This is a genomic window from Nocardia sp. NPDC003963 (assembly GCF_053605105.1).
In genome coordinates this window covers 1-15662 of record NZ_JBSGIP010000005.1, presented here as the reverse complement: position 1 = coordinate 15662, position 15662 = coordinate 1, and the positions used below count along the sequence as shown (strand labels likewise).

Annotated in this window: 13 protein-coding genes; 6 read left to right on the top strand and 7 right to left on the bottom strand. The window is 68.0% G+C overall.

Annotation, left to right across the window (positions count from 1 at the left end):
• Nucleotides 1–40: 40 nt before the first annotated feature.
• Complete coding sequence (pknB, locus tag ACWEWT_RS13630) at nucleotides 41–1954, top strand: Stk1 family PASTA domain-containing Ser/Thr kinase (protein ID WP_452559156.1); 1914 nt, start codon at nucleotides 41–43, stop codon at nucleotides 1952–1954.
• A gap of 51 nt (nucleotides 1955–2005) precedes the next feature.
• Here pknB and ACWEWT_RS13625 read toward each other — a convergent pair whose 3' ends face one another.
• Entirely contained in the window at nucleotides 2006–3391 is a 1386-nt protein-coding gene (locus ACWEWT_RS13625) for a class II 3-deoxy-7-phosphoheptulonate synthase (RefSeq protein WP_452558858.1), read from the bottom strand.
• 199 nt (nucleotides 3392–3590) lie between these two features.
• On the opposite strand from ACWEWT_RS13625, the gene ACWEWT_RS13620 reads away from it, so the two are divergent.
• A complete protein-coding gene (locus tag ACWEWT_RS13620; protein WP_452558857.1) occupies nucleotides 3591–4085 on the top strand; it encodes a polyadenylate-specific 3'-exoribonuclease AS in 495 nt (164 codons plus the stop codon).
• An 81-nt stretch (nucleotides 4086–4166) separates the two neighbouring features.
• Here ACWEWT_RS13620 and qcrB read toward each other — a convergent pair whose 3' ends face one another.
• From qcrB to ctaE, 4 genes are all read right to left on the bottom strand, one after another.
• Complete coding sequence (qcrB, locus tag ACWEWT_RS13615; protein ID WP_452558855.1) at nucleotides 4167–5810, bottom strand: cytochrome bc1 complex cytochrome b subunit; 1644 nt, start codon at nucleotides 5808–5810, stop codon at nucleotides 4167–4169.
• Entirely contained in the window at nucleotides 5807–6955 is a 1149-nt protein-coding gene (gene qcrA, locus ACWEWT_RS13610; RefSeq protein WP_452559155.1) for a cytochrome bc1 complex Rieske iron-sulfur subunit, read from the bottom strand. The genes qcrB and qcrA overlap by 4 nt, the downstream gene beginning before the upstream one ends.
• A 103-nt stretch (nucleotides 6956–7058) precedes the next feature.
• On the bottom strand, nucleotides 7059–7922 hold the full coding sequence (gene qcrC, locus ACWEWT_RS13605; protein WP_452558853.1) for a cytochrome bc1 complex diheme cytochrome c subunit: 864 nt from the start codon (nucleotides 7920–7922) through the stop codon (nucleotides 7059–7061).
• Between the two features lie 52 nt (nucleotides 7923–7974).
• Nucleotides 7975–8583 (bottom strand): aa3-type cytochrome oxidase subunit III, encoded by a 609-nt coding sequence (ctaE, locus tag ACWEWT_RS13600; RefSeq protein ID WP_452558852.1) that lies wholly within the window; start codon nucleotides 8581–8583, stop codon nucleotides 7975–7977.
• A 239-nt stretch (nucleotides 8584–8822) separates the two neighbouring features.
• Between ctaE and trpD the strand changes: the two genes are divergently transcribed.
• Nucleotides 8823–9881 carry an anthranilate phosphoribosyltransferase gene (gene trpD, locus ACWEWT_RS13595; RefSeq protein ID WP_452558850.1) on the top strand — a complete coding sequence of 353 codons (1059 nt, stop codon included), beginning with the start codon at nucleotides 8823–8825 and terminating at the stop codon, nucleotides 9879–9881.
• A gap of 8 nt (nucleotides 9882–9889) precedes the next feature.
• On the opposite strand, the gene ACWEWT_RS13590 is transcribed toward trpD, so the two are convergent.
• Nucleotides 9890–10165: an Lrp/AsnC family transcriptional regulator gene (locus ACWEWT_RS13590; RefSeq protein WP_452558848.1), complete on the bottom strand. Its 276-nt coding sequence runs from the start codon at nucleotides 10163–10165 to the stop codon at nucleotides 9890–9892.
• A 68-nt stretch (nucleotides 10166–10233) separates the two neighbouring features.
• Nucleotides 10234–12012 (bottom strand): DEDD exonuclease domain-containing protein, encoded by a 1779-nt coding sequence (locus tag ACWEWT_RS13585; protein ID WP_452559154.1) that lies wholly within the window; start codon nucleotides 12010–12012, stop codon nucleotides 10234–10236.
• Nucleotides 12013–12575: 563 nt separating this feature from the next.
• On the opposite strand from ACWEWT_RS13585, the gene ACWEWT_RS13580 reads away from it, so the two are divergent.
• The 3 genes from ACWEWT_RS13580 to ACWEWT_RS13570 all read left to right on the top strand — a co-directional run bounded on the left by ACWEWT_RS13580 (nucleotide 12576) and on the right by ACWEWT_RS13570 (nucleotide 15582).
• Nucleotides 12576–13151, top strand: a complete 576-nt coding sequence (locus ACWEWT_RS13580; protein WP_452558846.1) for a C40 family peptidase — start codon at nucleotides 12576–12578, stop codon at nucleotides 13149–13151.
• Between the two features lie 259 nt (nucleotides 13152–13410).
• Nucleotides 13411–14412 (top strand): NlpC/P60 family protein, encoded by a 1002-nt coding sequence (locus tag ACWEWT_RS13575; RefSeq protein ID WP_452559153.1) that lies wholly within the window; start codon nucleotides 13411–13413, stop codon nucleotides 14410–14412.
• A gap of 45 nt (nucleotides 14413–14457) precedes the next feature.
• Nucleotides 14458–15582 carry a glycosyltransferase family 4 protein gene (locus ACWEWT_RS13570; RefSeq protein WP_452558844.1) on the top strand — a complete coding sequence of 375 codons (1125 nt, stop codon included), beginning with the start codon at nucleotides 14458–14460 and terminating at the stop codon, nucleotides 15580–15582.
• The last annotated feature ends 80 nt before the right edge of the window (nucleotides 15583–15662 follow it).

The window sequence follows — 15662 nt, the reverse complement described above, 5'->3', positions numbered from 1 at the left end:
CGGTAGGAAAGTGGAGAGGTTCGTGACAGCCGGAACAGAATTGATCGGCGCCGTACTCGACCGGCGATACCGGATCGACGCGCCGATCGCCCGCGGTGGTATGTCGATGGTGTTCCGCGGGGTGGACACCCGCCTGGGACGTCAGGTCGCCATCAAGGTGATGGATCCCAAATTCGCCGGTGACCCCCAGTTCCTCAGCCGCTTCGAATTCGAGGCACGAGCGGTCGCCGGACTCAAACACTCTTCCTTGGTCGAGGTCTACGACCAAGGTATCGACGGTGAGTACCCGTTCCTCGTCATGGAGCTGGTCCAGGGCGGTACGCTGCGCGAACTGCTGCGCGAACGCGGTCCGATGCCACCGCACGCGGTACGCGCGGTGGCCGAACCGGTACTGGCCGCGATCGGCGTCGCGCACGCCGCGGGGCTGGTACACCGCGATGTGAAACCGGAGAATGTCCTCATCTCCGATACCGGCGATGTCAAGATCGCCGATTTCGGCCTGGTGCGCGCGGTGGCGGCGGCCAACACCACCTCGGCCAGCGTCATTCTGGGCACCGCGGCCTATCTCTCACCCGAGCAGGTGACCTCCGGTAGCGCCGACGCCCGCAGCGATGTGTACGCGTTCGGGATCCTGATCTTCGAACTGCTCACCGGCCGAGTGCCGTTCACCGGCGACAACTCGCTGTCGGTGGCGTATCAGCGGGTGGAGAACGACGTCCCGTGCCCGAGCGAGTTCATCGCCGGGGTACCACCGGAGTTCGACCGGCTGGTCGCCCGCGCGACCGCCAGGGAACCCGGGCACCGGTTCGCGGATGCCGGTGAAATGGTCGCCGAACTGCGGGCCGTCGCCGCCCGGCTGGAGCTGCCCGCCTACCGGGTGCCCGCACCCCAGGACTCGGCCGAACACACCAGTGCCCGGCATCCGGTCACCCGGCCGTCCCCCGAAGCCGCCGCCCCTGCCGGGCCGCACGCCACGCGGATGGTGACCACGGCCCGGCCCCGGAACGAGCCGCCGCCGCCCGCCTACATTCCCCCGCAGCAACCCACCCAGTACAGCGCCTATCAGGAGAGCCGGGCCAACCACCGGCGCAACGGCATGATCTGGGCCGCGGTGGTGGTGGTGGTCACGCTGCTCGTCGGGATCGGCGGCTGGTGGCTCGGTATGGGCCGCTATGCCACGGTGCCCTCGGTCGCCGGGATGACACTGGAGAACGCCACCACCGAACTCCAGGAGGCCGGATTCGAGACCGGCACCCGGGACAAGTCCTCGGATACCGTTCCCGTCGGCGGCGTGGTGGGCACCGATCCCGGCCCGGGGGCCCGCGAGACCAAGGGTTCCACCATCGACGTCCTCGTCTCCAGCGGGAAACCCAAGGTGCCGGCGGTCTCCCCCGGTGACAACTGGGACAGTGTCGGGCAGTTGATCCGCGATCAGGGCCTGCAACCGGTCGACGGCGGCGAGGTCGCCAGCACGGCGCCCGAGGGAACCCTGGCCCGGATCGATCCCGGTCCCGGCACGGTCCTGCCCGCGGGCGCCCGGGTGCAGATCTGGAAGAGCAACGGCTCCAAACCGGTCCAGCTGCCGGATCTGCGTGCCTCGACACCCGAACAGGCACGGCAGAAGCTCACCGATCTCGGACTCACGGTCAGCGGTGAACGCCCGGTCTACGACAAACTGGTCGAAGCCGGCCGCGTCGTCGGGACCGATCCGACCGTCGGCACCACCGTCGATGCCGGGTCCTCGGTCACTCTGCTGGTCTGCGAAGCGGTCACGATGCCGTCGGTGATGGGTAAAAAGGTGTCCGAAGCACGTCAGACCCTGGAATCGCTGGGGCTCACCGTCCAGGTCCGGCAGCTGGCGCCCCTGGATTCTTCGGCAGTGGTCTCCCAGAATCCTCCGGCGAACGCCAATGTCGAGCCGGGGACGACGGTCACCCTGGTGGCATTCCCCTGACAGTCCGCCGGCGCGCGGCGGCGTAGGCGGGGACACCCCCGCCGCGCCGCCCTACCGCAGCATCTCCGCGACCAGGAAGGACAGCTCCAGCGACTGCTGAGTGTTCAGTCGCGGATCGCAGGCCGTCTCGTACCGGCCCGACAGATCCAGATCGGAAATGTCCTGGGCTCCGCCCAAGCATTCCGTGACATCCTCACCGGTGAGTTCGATGTGCAACCCGCCCGGATGCGTACCCAGCGCGTGGTGGACCTCGAAGAAACCCTGCACCTCGTCGACGATGCGGTCGAAATGCCGGGTCTTGAACCCGGTCGAGGATTCGTGTGTGTTGCCGTGCATCGGATCGCACTGCCAGATGACCTGGTGTCCGGTGGACTGGACCTTCTGCACGATCGCCGGGAGGATCTCGCGGACCTTGGTATTGCCCATCCGGGAGACCACGGTCAGCCGGCCGGGTTCGTTGTTCGGATCGAGGCGTTCCACATACTCCACTGCCTGTTCCGGGGTGGTGGAGGGCCCGATCTTGAGACCGATCGGGTTGGCGAGCAGTTCGGCGAAGGCGATATGCGCGCCGTCCAACTGGCGGGTGCGTTCCCCGATCCACAGGAAATGCGCGGACAGATCGTAGAGGGCGGGATCACCGGCCGAGTTGTGCGCGAGCCGCAGCATCGCGCGCTCGTAGTCCAGGACCAGCGCTTCATGGGAGGCGTAGATCCGGGCCGACTGCAGGCTGGGATCGTTGACCCGGCAGGCGGTCATGAAACGCAGGCCGCGGTCGATCTCCCCGGCGAGGGCCTCGTATCGCGCCCCGGCCGGCGACTGCGCGACGAAATCCCGGTTCCAGTCGTGCACCTTGTGCAGATCGGCCATTCCGGCCATGGTCAGCGCCCGGACCAGGTTCATCGCGGCGCTGGCGTTCGCATAGGCACGGACCAGGCGGGAGGGGTCGTGCTCGCGCACCGCGGCGTCGGCGACCAGCGAGTTCACCATATCGCCCCGGTAGGACTTCAACCCGAGTGCGTCGGTATCGGAAGAGCGGGGTTTCGCGTACTGTCCCGCGATCCGCGCCACCTTGACCACGGGCAGGCTGGCGCCGTAGGTGAGCACCACGGCCATCTGCAGCAGGGTGCGGATATTGCCGCGGATATGCGGTTCGGTGTTGTCGGCGAATGTCTCCGCGCAGTCACCGCCCTGCATGAGGAATGCCTCACCGCGCGCCACCTCGGCGAGCTGCCCACGCAGTTCGTCGACCTCGGCGGGAACACAGATCGGCGGCACGCTCTCCAGCACCGTACGCATGTTCGCCGCCTGCTCGGGATCCCAGGACGGCTGCTGCAGCGCCGGGCGCGACAATGCGTCATCGAGCCGTTTCCGCAGGTCACTGGGCAACGGCGGAAGCTCGGGCAAACGGTCGATAGGAACGTCGACGGTCCAGTTCACTCCTTCAGGATACTGTGTCCGATTGTGGCGCCGACGCCGCCGCAGGGTCGTGTACCCCGCGAGGTGAACAGAAGGTGTGCGCGGACATACACCGGGACCGGCCTGGGTAGGCTCGCTACACCGCCGGTGCTCGATGGTCGCCCGTTCTGGACGGCCGTGGGCGCGTGCGTTCTGTTCGCTGCCGAGGAGACCCAACCTTTTGAGATATTTCTACGATGCGGAGTTCATCGAGGACGGCCATGTGATCGACCTCGTGTCGATGGGCGTCGTCTGTGAGGACGGGCGCGAGTTCTACGCGGTGTCCTCGGAGTTCGACGCGGACCGCGCGGGGCCCTGGGTGTGCAAGTACGTGCTGCCGAAGCTGCCGCCGAAGACTTCTCCGCTGTGGCGGACCCGGCAGCAGATCCGCGACGATCTGTATCGTTTCCTGGTCCCCCGGCCCACCGTGCAACCGGAACTGTGGGCGTGGGTCAGCGCCTACGACCATGTGGTGCTGTGCCAGCTCTGGGGTTCGATGGTGGACCTACCGCCGACACTGCCGCGCTACACCAACGAATTGCGGCAGCACTGGGAGGCGCACGGTAGGCCGGACCTGCCGCCACCGCCGCGTGACGCGCACGACGCCCTGGCCGACGCCCGGCACAACCTCGCCAAGTTCGAGGCCATCGAATCGGCCCGCCGGCGCGCGAACTGACGCCGGCGCCACGACCGGCCCGAACACGAACAGGCCCCCTGGTCCGATGACCAGGGGGCCTGTTCGTTCGTGCGGGGCGGGTCAGTGCCCGCCGTGCCCGTTCCCGTCGGAACCGGCTTCGTCCTGTACTCGTTTGAGTACGGCCAGCTGCCGGTGTTCCTCTTCCAGTTCGGCCGCGAAATGCTGTTCGCTCTCCGCGCGCGGATCGGCCCGCAGGAAGCTGCCGGTCCCCGGCTGGCCCGCCGAACCCAGCTGGTTCATCTTCTTGGGCACCACAGCGCCCTGGTACTCCAGCGGAAGCGGATGACCGTGGCTGTCCACCGGTCCCAGCGGCTGGTGCACCTCGATGTACTCGCCGTGCGGCAGCCGCTTGATCACACCGGTCTCGATACCGTGCTCGAGTACCGCGCGATCGCTGCGCTGCAGGCCGATGCAGAACCGGTAGGCGAGGAAGTACGCCACCGGCGGCGCGACGAGCAGGCCGATACGGCCGATCCAGGTGGTCGCGTTCAACGAGATATCGAACTTGAGCGCGATGATGTCGTTGACACAGGACAGCGTGAGCACCACGTAGAACGCGATCGCCATGGCGCCGATCGCGGTACGGACCGGAACGTCACGCGGCCGCTGCAGCAGATTGTGCCGGGCGGTATCGCCCGTCAGCTTCTTCTCGATCCACGGATAGGTGACCAGCACCGCGAACACCAGACCCATGATCAGGGCGACCCAGAATGCCGCGGGGATGGTGTAGCGGCCCAGATACAGCTCCCACGGCGGCATCAGACGCGCCATACCGTCGGTCCACATCATGTAGAAGTCCGGCTGTGAACCGGCGGACACCTGCGACGGGTTGTACGGGCCCAGGTTCCAGATGGGGTTGATCTGCAGTACGCCGCCCATGATCGCGACGAAGCCGAGGGTGAACGCGAAGAACGCACCCTGGTCGGCGGCGAACACCGGGACGATCCGAGAGCCGACCACGTTGTTCTCGGTGCGGCCGGGCCCGGGGAACTGGGTGTGCTTCTGATACCAGACGATGGCGACGTGTGCCGCGATGAGCGCGAGCATGATGCCCGGCAACAGCAGCACATGCGCGATGTAGAGCCGCGGGACGATGATCTCGCCGGGGAAATCGCCGCCGAACATCAGCCAGTGCAGCCAGGTGCCGACCACCGGAACACCGATGGTGATACCGGAGAACGCGGCCCGCAGACCGGTACCGGAGAGCAGGTCGTCGGGCAGCGAGTACCCGAAGAACCCCTCGAACATGGCCAGGATGAGCAGCAGCGAGCCGATCACCCAGTTCGCCTCACGCGGTTTGCGGAACGCGCCGGTGAAGAAGATGCGGAACAGGTGGATGATGATCGACGCCGCGAACAGCAACGCCGCCCAGTGGTGGACCTGCCGGACGAACAGACCACCGCGCACCTCGAAGGAGATGTTCAGGGCGGTCTCGTAGGCCCGCGACATCCCCACACCGCGCAGCGGCTGGTAGGCGCCGTCATAGGTGACGTGCGCCATCGACGGATCGAAGTACAGCGTCAGGTACACACCCGACAGCAGCAGGATGATGAACGCGTACAGCGCGATCTCACCCAGCAGGAACGACCAATGGGTGGGGAACACCTTGTTGATCGATCGCTTCACGAAGGCGGCGCCGCGGTACCGCTCGTCCATTTCGTTGAATTGTGCCGCGACTTTGCGGCCTGCAGCTCCAGAACTCATGATCGACGCTCCCAGAAGGCGGGGCCGAGGGGTTCGATGAAGTCACCGTTGGCGACCAGGTACCCCTCTGAGTTTACGGTGATCGGCAACTGCGGCAGCGCTCGGGCAGCGGGACCGAAGATCGGCTTACCCCATTCGGTCGCGGAGAACTGCGACTGATGGCAGGGGCACAGGATCCGGTTGGTCTGCTGTTCGAACAGCGAGGTCGGGCAACCGAGGTGGGTGCAGATCTTCGAATAGGCGAAGTAATCGCCGAAGTTGAAGCTTTCCTGACCCTTGCGTTTGATCGCGTTCTTCGCGTCCTCGGTACGCAGACGGATCAGCATGACGGCGTTTCGGATACCGCGCAGCGACTGCAGGGTCGCGTGCTCGTCACCGCGCCAGGATTCCTTCCACGGGAAGACGGTCTCCATCGCGCCCGCGTCCAGATCCTCGGGGCGGACCAGCACGATGTCCTGCGGACGGCCGGTATCGCGGCGGATGTAGACGGTTTCGCCCGGGAAGTCCGGGGTCCAGCCCGATACCCACAGCGGCGACTTCTCGCGCTGCGCCCACGGGTTCTTCACCATGCCGCCCACGAACACCAGCAGCGCGCCGATGCCGAGGACGCCGACGCCCGCGCCCGCGGTGCGGGTGATGAGCTTGCGGCGACCGAGGGTGGAGGTTTCCCCGGCGTCACTCAGCTGAGCGACCAGTGTCCGGCGGTCGACCTCGCTGGACTTACCGTCGTGCCGGTCCTGGACCGACAGTTCCGCCGGAATGAACTTCTTGCGGATCAGCACCACGGCGATACCGATGGCCAGGATCGAGATACCGAAGGTCAGACCGTAGAGCGGGGTGGTGAGCGTGTACAGGCCGTGGCCGTCGTCGTCCTTGCCCTTGTACTCCCAGGGCCAGAACAGGAACACACCCACCAGGGCGGCCGCGGCCAGCCCGGAGATCGCGAACCACAGGGCGACCTGCCGTTCGGCACGTTTCTCCGCCCGGGTGCCCGGCACCGGCCAGCGTTCCCGCCGGTAGGCCACGTCCACACCGTCACGGGCGGTACCGAGCGCGACCAGCTCGTCCCGCGACATCGCGTCCAGTTCGGCCTCGGTCGGTTCAGCCGGGGTCGCGGCCGCGGAATGCTTGTCCAGGCCACCCATCTCGTTTTGCTCCTGTTCGCTCATGACTAGGTCCCTTCCGATGGGGACGTGACCGGACGCCCTCCACGGCCACGCAAGCTACCGCCGCCGGGCGCTGACCCGGTCACGTCCGGGACCCGATCCAGATCGCCGCACCCACGACGGCGACGATGCCGATCGTCCACATGGCCAGACCTTCGGTCGCGGGACCGAAACCGCCCAGGCCCCAGCCGCCGGGCGATTTCGCCTCGGCCGCGTCCTTGACGTAGGCGATGATGTCGCGCTTCTCCTCCGGCGAGAGCTGCCGGTCGGAGAATTTCGGCATGTTCTGCGGGCCGGTGACCATGGCGGTCCAGATCTGCGCCTCGGAGGCGGGCTCCAGCGGCGGGGCGAACTTACCCGAGGACAGCGCGCCACCGCGACCGGTGAAGTTGTGGCAGGACGCGCAGTTCATCCGGAACAATTCGCTACCGCGGCCGATATCGGCACCGCGCAGCGATTCCTGGGCGACCTCGCCGTTGGCGTCGCGCAGCACCGTCGGGCCGCCACCGTTGGCGGCCACGTAGGCGCCGAGGGCGTCGGTCTGATGCGCGTCGAACTTCGGGGGTTTGCGCTCGGCCTGCGCTTCGTTACGGGCCATCGGCATACGCCCGGACGACACCTGGAAGTACACAGCCGCCTCACCGACACCGATCAGGCTGGGACCACGATCGGCCACACCCTGCAGGTTCGCGCCGTGACAGGTGACACAGGAGGTCTCGTAGAGCTGCTGACCCTCGCGGATCAGCGCGACCGAATCCTCGTTGGCGGTGGCGACCTGAGGCTCGGGAGTGAGCGCCGAGGCGAGGAAACCGGCTCCGACGAGACCCACCATGAGCGCGAGACCGCCCGCTATCCGTCGGCGGACGCGACGCTGCCTGCGCTTCTTGCTGGCCTCGCCGTGCCCACCGCTGGCGGGCGCTGGCGCTGTCGGGGGCGATGAACTCATCTGTGTCCCTTTGGAGTAGACGGAACCTGGTGGGCTGTATTGGGCTCCGGTGTCACCGGACGAAGTAGATCGTGGCGAACAGCCCGATCCAGACGATGTCGACGAAGTGCCAGTAGTAGGAGACGACGATCGCGGCGGTGGCCTGGGCCGGCGTGAACTTGCTCATCGCCGTCCGCGCGAGCAGGAACAGGAAGGCGATCAGACCGCCGATGACGTGCAGACCGTGGAACCCGGTGGTGATGTAGAACACCGACCCGTAGGAGCTGCCGGCGATCGAGGTCCCCTCCGCCACCAGGTGGTAGTACTCGTAGGCCTGGCCGCAGACGAAGAACGCGCCCATCAGGAAGGTGACCACGTACCAGCGGCGCAGCCCGAACACATCACCGCGTTCGGCCGCGAAAACACCCATCTGGCAGGTGAACGACGAGGCGATCAGCACCGCGGTGACCGGGATGGCCAGCGTCATGTTCAGCTCGGTCGGCGGCATCGGCCACTCGGGCGCCTGACTTCGCGCGACGAAATACATCGCGAAGAGGCCGGCGAAGAACATCAGCTCGCTGGACAGCCAGATGATGGTACCGACGCTGACCATGTTGGGCCGGTTCAGCGAATGCACACGCTGGGTTATGGCCGATCCTGAGGTACCTACTGCGGTCGTCACGGGGGTAAGTATGACTCTTCGTAGTACGACAGTCGAAGTCGGGTTCCAAACTTGATCATCCGTGTCGTGATCGACCGGCTCCGTGCGTCTCTCACAGCGGTTCGGCGTGTCGGCGGACCCCCGTCCGAGCAGGCCCCCGCGAACAGCGCGGATGATGTGGTGCGGTGTACGGGACCGGGCGCGGTTTAGGGTGTGCACAACCGTTCGGTCACAGATATCGGTGCGACGAGGAGATTGAGATGAGCGTGCGCAGCTGGCCCCTGATGCTCGGGGCGCTCGCCGACGGACAGGACCTCACCGCGGACGATACGACCTGGGTGATCGACGAGATCTTCACCGACAACTCCACCTCGGCGCAGATCGCCGCGTTCGGAGTCGCGATGAAGATCAAGGGCCCTACTCCGGCCGAACTGGCCGGGATGGCCCGCGGCATGCTCGGGCACGCGCGGCTGGTGAAGATCGACGGCGATGCGGTGGATATCGTCGGGACCGGCGGCGACCGGTCGGGATCGGTGAACATTTCCACCATGTCCTCGATCGTCGTCGCGGCGGCCGGGATACCGGTGGTCAAGCACGGTAACCGGGCGGCTTCGTCCAAGGCCGGCGGCGCGGATGTCCTCGAGGCGCTGGGCGTGAAACTCGCCCTCGGCCCCGAATCGGTGGCGCACTGCGTACGCGAAGTGGGTATCGGTTTCTGTTTCGCCTCGCTGTTCCATTCCGGCCTGCGTTTCGCCGGGCCGGCCCGGAAGGAGATCGGGATCCCCACGGTGTTCAACGTGCTGGGTCCACTCACCAATCCGGCCCAGCCGCGGGCAGGGCTGGTGGGGTGCGCGTTCGAGGATCTGCTGGAAACCATCGCCGGCGTATTCGCCGATCGGGGCGCCGGAGCACTGGTGGTGCGCGGCCGCGACGGCCTGGACGAGATCACCACCTCCGATGTCACCGATGTCTACGTGGTCGCCGACGGTGTGGTCCGGGAAGCGGTGATCGATCCGGTCCGGCTCGGTATCCCCCGGGTCGACCTGGACGAACTGCGCGGTGGCGATGCCCAGGTGAACGCCCGGGTGGCCCGGAACGTGTTCGCGGGACGTCCCGGGGCGGTACGGGACGCCGTCCTGGTGAACTCCGCCGCCGCCATCACCGCCTACGACCTGTCCCGCGGCGCCGACGGCGCGGCCGATCTGGACGAACATCTGGTCGCCGGGATCGAGCGGGCGGCGACGGCCATCGACAGCGGTGCGGCCGCCGCCCTGCTGGACCGCTGGGCCGAACTCACCCGGACGCTCGGCGACGACTGACCCCGCGGTCACTCACCGATGGAGAATCCGGCCTCGACATCGGCACTGGAATACGATTTGAACGCGATATGGGTGACCGTGCGCTGCACCCCGGCGACCTTGTCGATCCGCCCCGTGACCACCTCGGCGACCTGCTCGTGGTCGCGGACGCGGACCAGCGCGATCAGGTCGACATCCCCGGCGCACGAGTAGACCTCGGCGACACCCCGGGTATCGGCCACCGCCTGCGCGGTCTCCGGAATACGCCCGTTGTCGGCCTGGATCAGAACGATGGCGGTAATCATGGGGACAGCCTAGGCATCGTCGAGTCCCGGCCGTGCGGGCCCACGCGGTCCGCCCGGCGACCGGCCGCTCAGCCCCGCTGTTCGTCATAGGATTCGGCGGCCCGGGCCGCCCCCGCGGCGGTATCGGCCATCTCGGCCCAGCCGATCCAGCGACCCGCGCCACGGGCGGGTTCGGCGTAGCCGTCGGTGGTGCGCACGATCCGCACGCCGGGACGTTCGAGCCAGCGCACGATCACGGCGACTTCGTCCGGTGCGGCCCCGAGCAGGGGCGGCGACCGGTGCTCGACTCCGGCCAGGGGCAATTCGGTGGTGGGCGCAACGCCGGTCACGGCCCCGGCGGGCCGGATGGTCTGCGCGGCGGCGACGATCCGTTCGACCACCGGCATGGGCGCGACCCCCCGTCCGGCGGTACCCGCCCCGGCGAGGCGACCGTGGCGGATCACGGCGAATTCCCAGCCGCCGGCACCGTCGGGATGCGCGGCGATCAGTTCGGCGGGGCGTGCGACGGCGGCCAGTCGCTGGGTACGACGCAGCGCGCGGATGACGGCCGCGGCCCGGTCGCGTAATCGCGCCGCCGATTCGTACTGCTCACCCGACGCGTAGTCCTCGATCCTGGTCATCAACGCGCGCAGCGCGGTGTCGTCGGTGCCGGCGAACAGCGCCCGCGCGGCCGCCGGCGCAGCCGCGTAGGCGGTCGCCGCGCGCGGCGTGCCGGTCGCGGCCGGACAACCCCCGGCCACTTCCGGCGGACACGAGTGCAGCGCGGTCCGGGACAGCCGGGTGGTGCAGGTACGCAGACCGCAGTATTCGGCCAGGGTGGCAGCGATATCGGCGGCGGCGGCCCGGGAGTGGAACGGCCCCACCGCCGGACCGCCGGGCTCACGGACCAGGGTCAGCCGGGGAAAGGCTTCGGCGGTGAGCGTGATCCACCAGGCCCGCTTCGGGAATTTGGAGCGGCGGTTGTAGGGCGGGGCGTGCGCGGCCAGCAGCCGCAGCTCCCGGACACCTGCCTCTAACCCGTGCGCGCACACCACATGATCGACCCGGGTGGCCAGCCGCACCATTTCCCGGATCCGCCCCCGGGTCTCCGATCCGGTGAAGTAGCTGCGCACCCGGCGGCGCAGATTCACCGCCGTCCCGATATAGAGGACTTCGTCCGACGGCCCGCGGAAGAGATAGACACCGGGCGCGACGGGCAGGTCGACGGCCAGCGCACGTTTGGCCCGCTGCCCGGCGGTGACCTCGGGTAGATAGTCGATCAGTTCGGTGAGGCTGTGTACCCCCTGATTCCCCACCCGGCCGATCAGCGCGTGCAGCACATCCACGGTGGCGCGGGCGTCGTCGAGGGCGCGGTGGGTGGGGGTGGTGCCCGCGCCGAGCAGTTGGGCCAGCACGCCGAGCCGGACCGACGGCGCCTCGTCGCGGCCGAGCACCCGCCGCGCGAGCCGTACCGTGCAGACCACCTGGGCGCGTGGCCACGGCGTATCGCAGCGCACCGCGGCGGCTTTCAGGAATCCCATATCGAATCGGGCGTTGTGCGCGACCAGCACCGCGCCCGCCGCGAATTCCAGGAACCCGGGTAGTACGGCCTCGATCGGCGGCGCCGCCCGCACCATCGCGGTGGTGATACCGGTGACCTGTACGACCGCGGGCGGTATGGACCGGCCCGGGTCCACCAGCGTCGCGAATTCGCCGAGTACTTCACCACCGCGCACCTTCACCGCGCCGATTTCGGTGATCGCGTCCGCTCCCGGACTGGTGCCCGTGGTTTCCAGATCCACGACCACGAAGGTCGTATCGAAGAGCGGAGTGTCGAGCTGGTCGAACGCCAGTTGCCGAGCGGGCATCGGAACGGGTTCGGGCACGGCGGCAGAGTAGTGGGCGGGTCCGACAGATTCCCGGTATCGGACGGTTGTCCGTGGGCTCGGTTCGCGGGCCGAACCTGTCCTTGTTCCCAGTCCGCACCCGCCTCACCACGAAAATGTGCCCCAGTTCACAGTCGATGTTCGTTAGCTATCCAATTGCCGTATTGCGCACAAAATAGTCACCCGACTCAAAACGCATACGACCCCCCGAGGCAAACCGGGGGCGGTTTCCCAGCTGGGCCACCGCACACAGAACGACATCCTCCCGCTCCAGCTGCGAAAAATCACCGAATTCCGATGTGAAACGGACGTGGATCGATACGTCCGCACACCCCTGTCTCATCCGTACGTAACCTCGGCGCAATCCGGCGCCGCCCTGTGATATCTCTCGCATAATTTGCCGGACGAAAGCTGCGGTGCACACGTTTATCGATACCTGGGGCTTTACAAATGGCCGTGATCTGTTCGTAATCTTTTCGAGACCTCGCGGAGTTCGGCGCACCACCGGCGGTGCGACCGGGCGGGGAGATCGGAAGGACCGCATCATGGCGTTCAACACCGTCAAGCGACAGGCACGGCGCGTAGCCGTAACCGGAGCCGTCGGCGCTGCCACCCTGGGCGCATTCCTGCTCCCCGCCGCACCGGCCGCCGCTCAGCCGATCACCATCGACGGCTTCGGCACGTTCGAGGTGCCCAACGAGATCCCGATCCCGGCGGGCATCCCCGGCATCCAGCTGCCCGGCTCCCCCGCGGCCCCGCCGTTCGTCACCCCCATCAAGACCGTCGGCGATATCGCACTCGACGCCGCGCTCTCCAAGGTCGGCTCGCCCTACGTCTACGGCGCGGCCGGCCCGAATGCCTTCGACTGTTCCGGACTCGTGCAGTGGTCCTATAGACAGGCCGGGCGCGAACTACCGCGCACCAGCGACGCGCAGCTCGCCTCGGGCGCCCCCATCTCGATCAACGATCTACAGCCCGGCGATGTGGTGTCGTTCTACGGCGGCGGGCATTCCGGCCTGTACGCGGGCGACGGCAATGTCGTCCACGCCTCCACCGCCGGTTCGCCGGTAGCGGTCGCACCCATCTCCTCCATGCCGTTCGCCGGCGCCCGACGCTACTGACCGCCGGCCGCGGAGTGTCCGGCGTGACCCGCCCCGACCGGAATCGCGCGGGAGCGTGACCATTTCGTGCCGTGCTGGACACTCCATCGGCGGTTCCGTAATCTAATCGAGATCTTTACGGGTCGTATCGCACAGAGCGTCATATGAGAGCGGGGCACGGCAGGCTGTGGCAGCACACCAACGGCGGCAACGGCGGCAACGGGATCGGCCCGGCCACAGGCAGGACCGGCACACCGCACGCACCGCCCTCGCGGCCGGACTGCTCGCGGCGGCGCTCTACGGCGGCGGCCCGGCCGGCGCCGGCGCCGACCCGGTACCGACCTCCGCGAGCGAAGCGGTCCAGCAGATGATCGACCTGTCACGGCAGGCCGAACAGCTCAATCAGCAAGCCCTCACCGCCCAGGCCGACCTCGACGCGAAACTCGCCGTCCAGCGCGACGCCGACGCCGAAGTCGCCGTAGCCGGTGCCGCCGTGGACGCCGCCCGCAACGAGGTCGCCCGCTACCGGCCGATGATCGATCGCACCGCGATCGCGGCCTACCAGGGCGCACGGACCAACCGGCTGTTCTCGGTCCTGGTCAGCGATTCACCGCAGCAACTGCTGGATCAGATGTCCACTCTGGACGTGGTCGCCACCCAGACCTCCGACCAGCTGAGACAGTACAAACGCGCGACCGACGCCGCCACCGCCGCGCAATCCGCCGCTCGTTCGGCCGCCGATACCGCGCGCGCCGCCGCCGATCAGGCGAATACCGTCCGCGGCGAGGTGCAGAGCAAACAAACCGATCTGCAGAACGCCGTCGCCCATGTGATCGAGATCTGGGGCTCCTTGTCGACCGCCGATCGCACCGCACTGGCCGGTTCACCGTTCCCACCCGGATTCGATCGCGACAGCCTGCTGCGGGATCTGGTACCCGGCAGCGGCACCAGCGCTCTGGCCGCCGGACTCACCCGCGTCGGCGACCCGTACGTCTGGGGCGCCACCGGTCCCGACCAGTTCGACTGCTCCGGCCTGGTCCAGTGGGCGTTCGCCCAGGTCGGCAAGGAGGTGCCACGCACCAGCTCGGCGCAGGCCGCCTACGGCACCCCGGTCGGCCGCGACGAACTGCAACCCGGTGATGTCGTCTTCTTCTACGACGATATCTCCCACGTCGGCATCTACGCCGGTAACGGCCTCATGCTGCACGCGTCGACCTTCGGCGTCCCGGTCGCGGTCGCACCGATGGATTCCACGCCCTACCACTCCGCCCGGCGCTACTGACACCCGAAGCGACGCAGCCGACCGCACGCCAATACTGTTGGTCATATGGCTCGAACTCTGCTGGTTACCAATGATTTCCCGCCGCGGCCGGGAGGTATCCAGTCGTATCTGCAGGCGCTGGCCGGACAGCTGCCCCCGGACGATCTGGTCGTCTACGCACCCCGGTGGCGCGGTGACAGCCATATCCGATTCGATGCGAAACAGCCCTTCCAGGTGGTCCGCCACCCGACCACGCTGATGCTGCCCACGCCCGCGGTCCTGCGCCGCGCCCGGAAAGTACTGCGCGCCGAGGGCTGCGAAACGGTCTGGTTCGGCGCGGCCGCACCGCTGGCCCTGCTGTCGGCACCGCTGCGAAGGGCCGGCGCCCATCGCATCCTCGCCAGCACCCACGGCCACGAGGTCGGCTGGTCGATGCTGCCGGGCGCGCGACAGGCCCTGCGAGTCATCGGCAACAACACCGATGTGGTCACCTACGTCAGTAGATACACCCGCCGCCGGTTCGCCGCGGCATTCGGCGCCGACGCCGCCCTCGAATACCTGCCACCCGGTGTGGACACCGAAACCTTCCGCCCCGACCCGGCAGCCCGCGCCGAACTGCGGAAACGCTACGGACTCGGCGACCGGCCCACCGTGCTCTGCCTGTCACGGCTGGTCCCGCGCAAAGGACAGGATGTCCTCCTGATCGCCATGCACCGGATCAAGGAACGCGTCCCCGGCGCCGTTCTGGTGATCGCCGGCAGCGGCCCCTACGAAGACCGGCTGCGCGGCCTGTCCGACGCCCTCGGCCTCTCCGACGATGTGGTCTTCACCGGCCGGGTACCCGCGGACGAACTCGCCGCCCACCACACCCTCGCCGACGTATTCGCCATGCCCGCCCGCACCCGCGGCGCGGGCCTGGACGTGGAAGGTCTCGGCATCGTCTACCTGGAAGCCTCCGCCTCCGGCGTCCCCGTGGTAGCCGGAACCTCGGGCGGAGCCCCGGAAACGGTACTCGACGGGAAAACAGGCCGCGTAGTGGACGGCCGCCGCGCCGACCACGTAGCCGACGCGATCGCCGATATCCTCGCCGACCGCCCGGCAGCCACCGAAATGGGCGCCGCCGGACGAGCCTTCGTCGAACGGCAATGGCGCTGGGACACCCTGGGCACCCGCCTCCGCCAGCTGCTGTAACTTTGGCGGCGCCTTCGGCGCCGCGGGGGTGGGGCCCTATCAACCCCGGTTCTTCACTCCGCCGCTCAGTCGCTGCGCTC

Bases quoted from the DNA above. Each gene is read 5' to 3' on its own strand.
- qcrB (WP_452558855.1), bottom strand. From the start codon at position 5,810: ATGAGTTCTGGAGCTGCAGGCCGCAAAGTCGCGGCACAATTCAACGAA.
- qcrA (WP_452559155.1), bottom strand. From the start codon at position 6,955: ATGGGTGGCCTGGACAAGCATTCCGCGGCCGCGACCCCGGCTGAACCG.
- qcrC (WP_452558853.1), bottom strand. From the start codon at position 7,922: ATGAGTTCATCGCCCCCGACAGCGCCAGCGCCCGCCAGCGGTGGGCAC.
- trpD (WP_452558850.1), top strand. From the start codon at position 8,823: ATGAGCGTGCGCAGCTGGCCCCTGATGCTCGGGGCGCTCGCCGACGGA.
- ACWEWT_RS13590 (WP_452558848.1), bottom strand. From the start codon at position 10,165: ATGATTACCGCCATCGTTCTGATCCAGGCCGACAACGGGCGTATTCCG.
- ACWEWT_RS13585 (WP_452559154.1), bottom strand. From the start codon at position 12,012: ATGCCCGCTCGGCAACTGGCGTTCGACCAGCTCGACACTCCGCTCTTC.
- ACWEWT_RS13580 (WP_452558846.1), top strand. From the start codon at position 12,576: ATGGCGTTCAACACCGTCAAGCGACAGGCACGGCGCGTAGCCGTAACC.
- ACWEWT_RS13570 (WP_452558844.1), top strand. From the start codon at position 14,458: ATGGCTCGAACTCTGCTGGTTACCAATGATTTCCCGCCGCGGCCGGGA.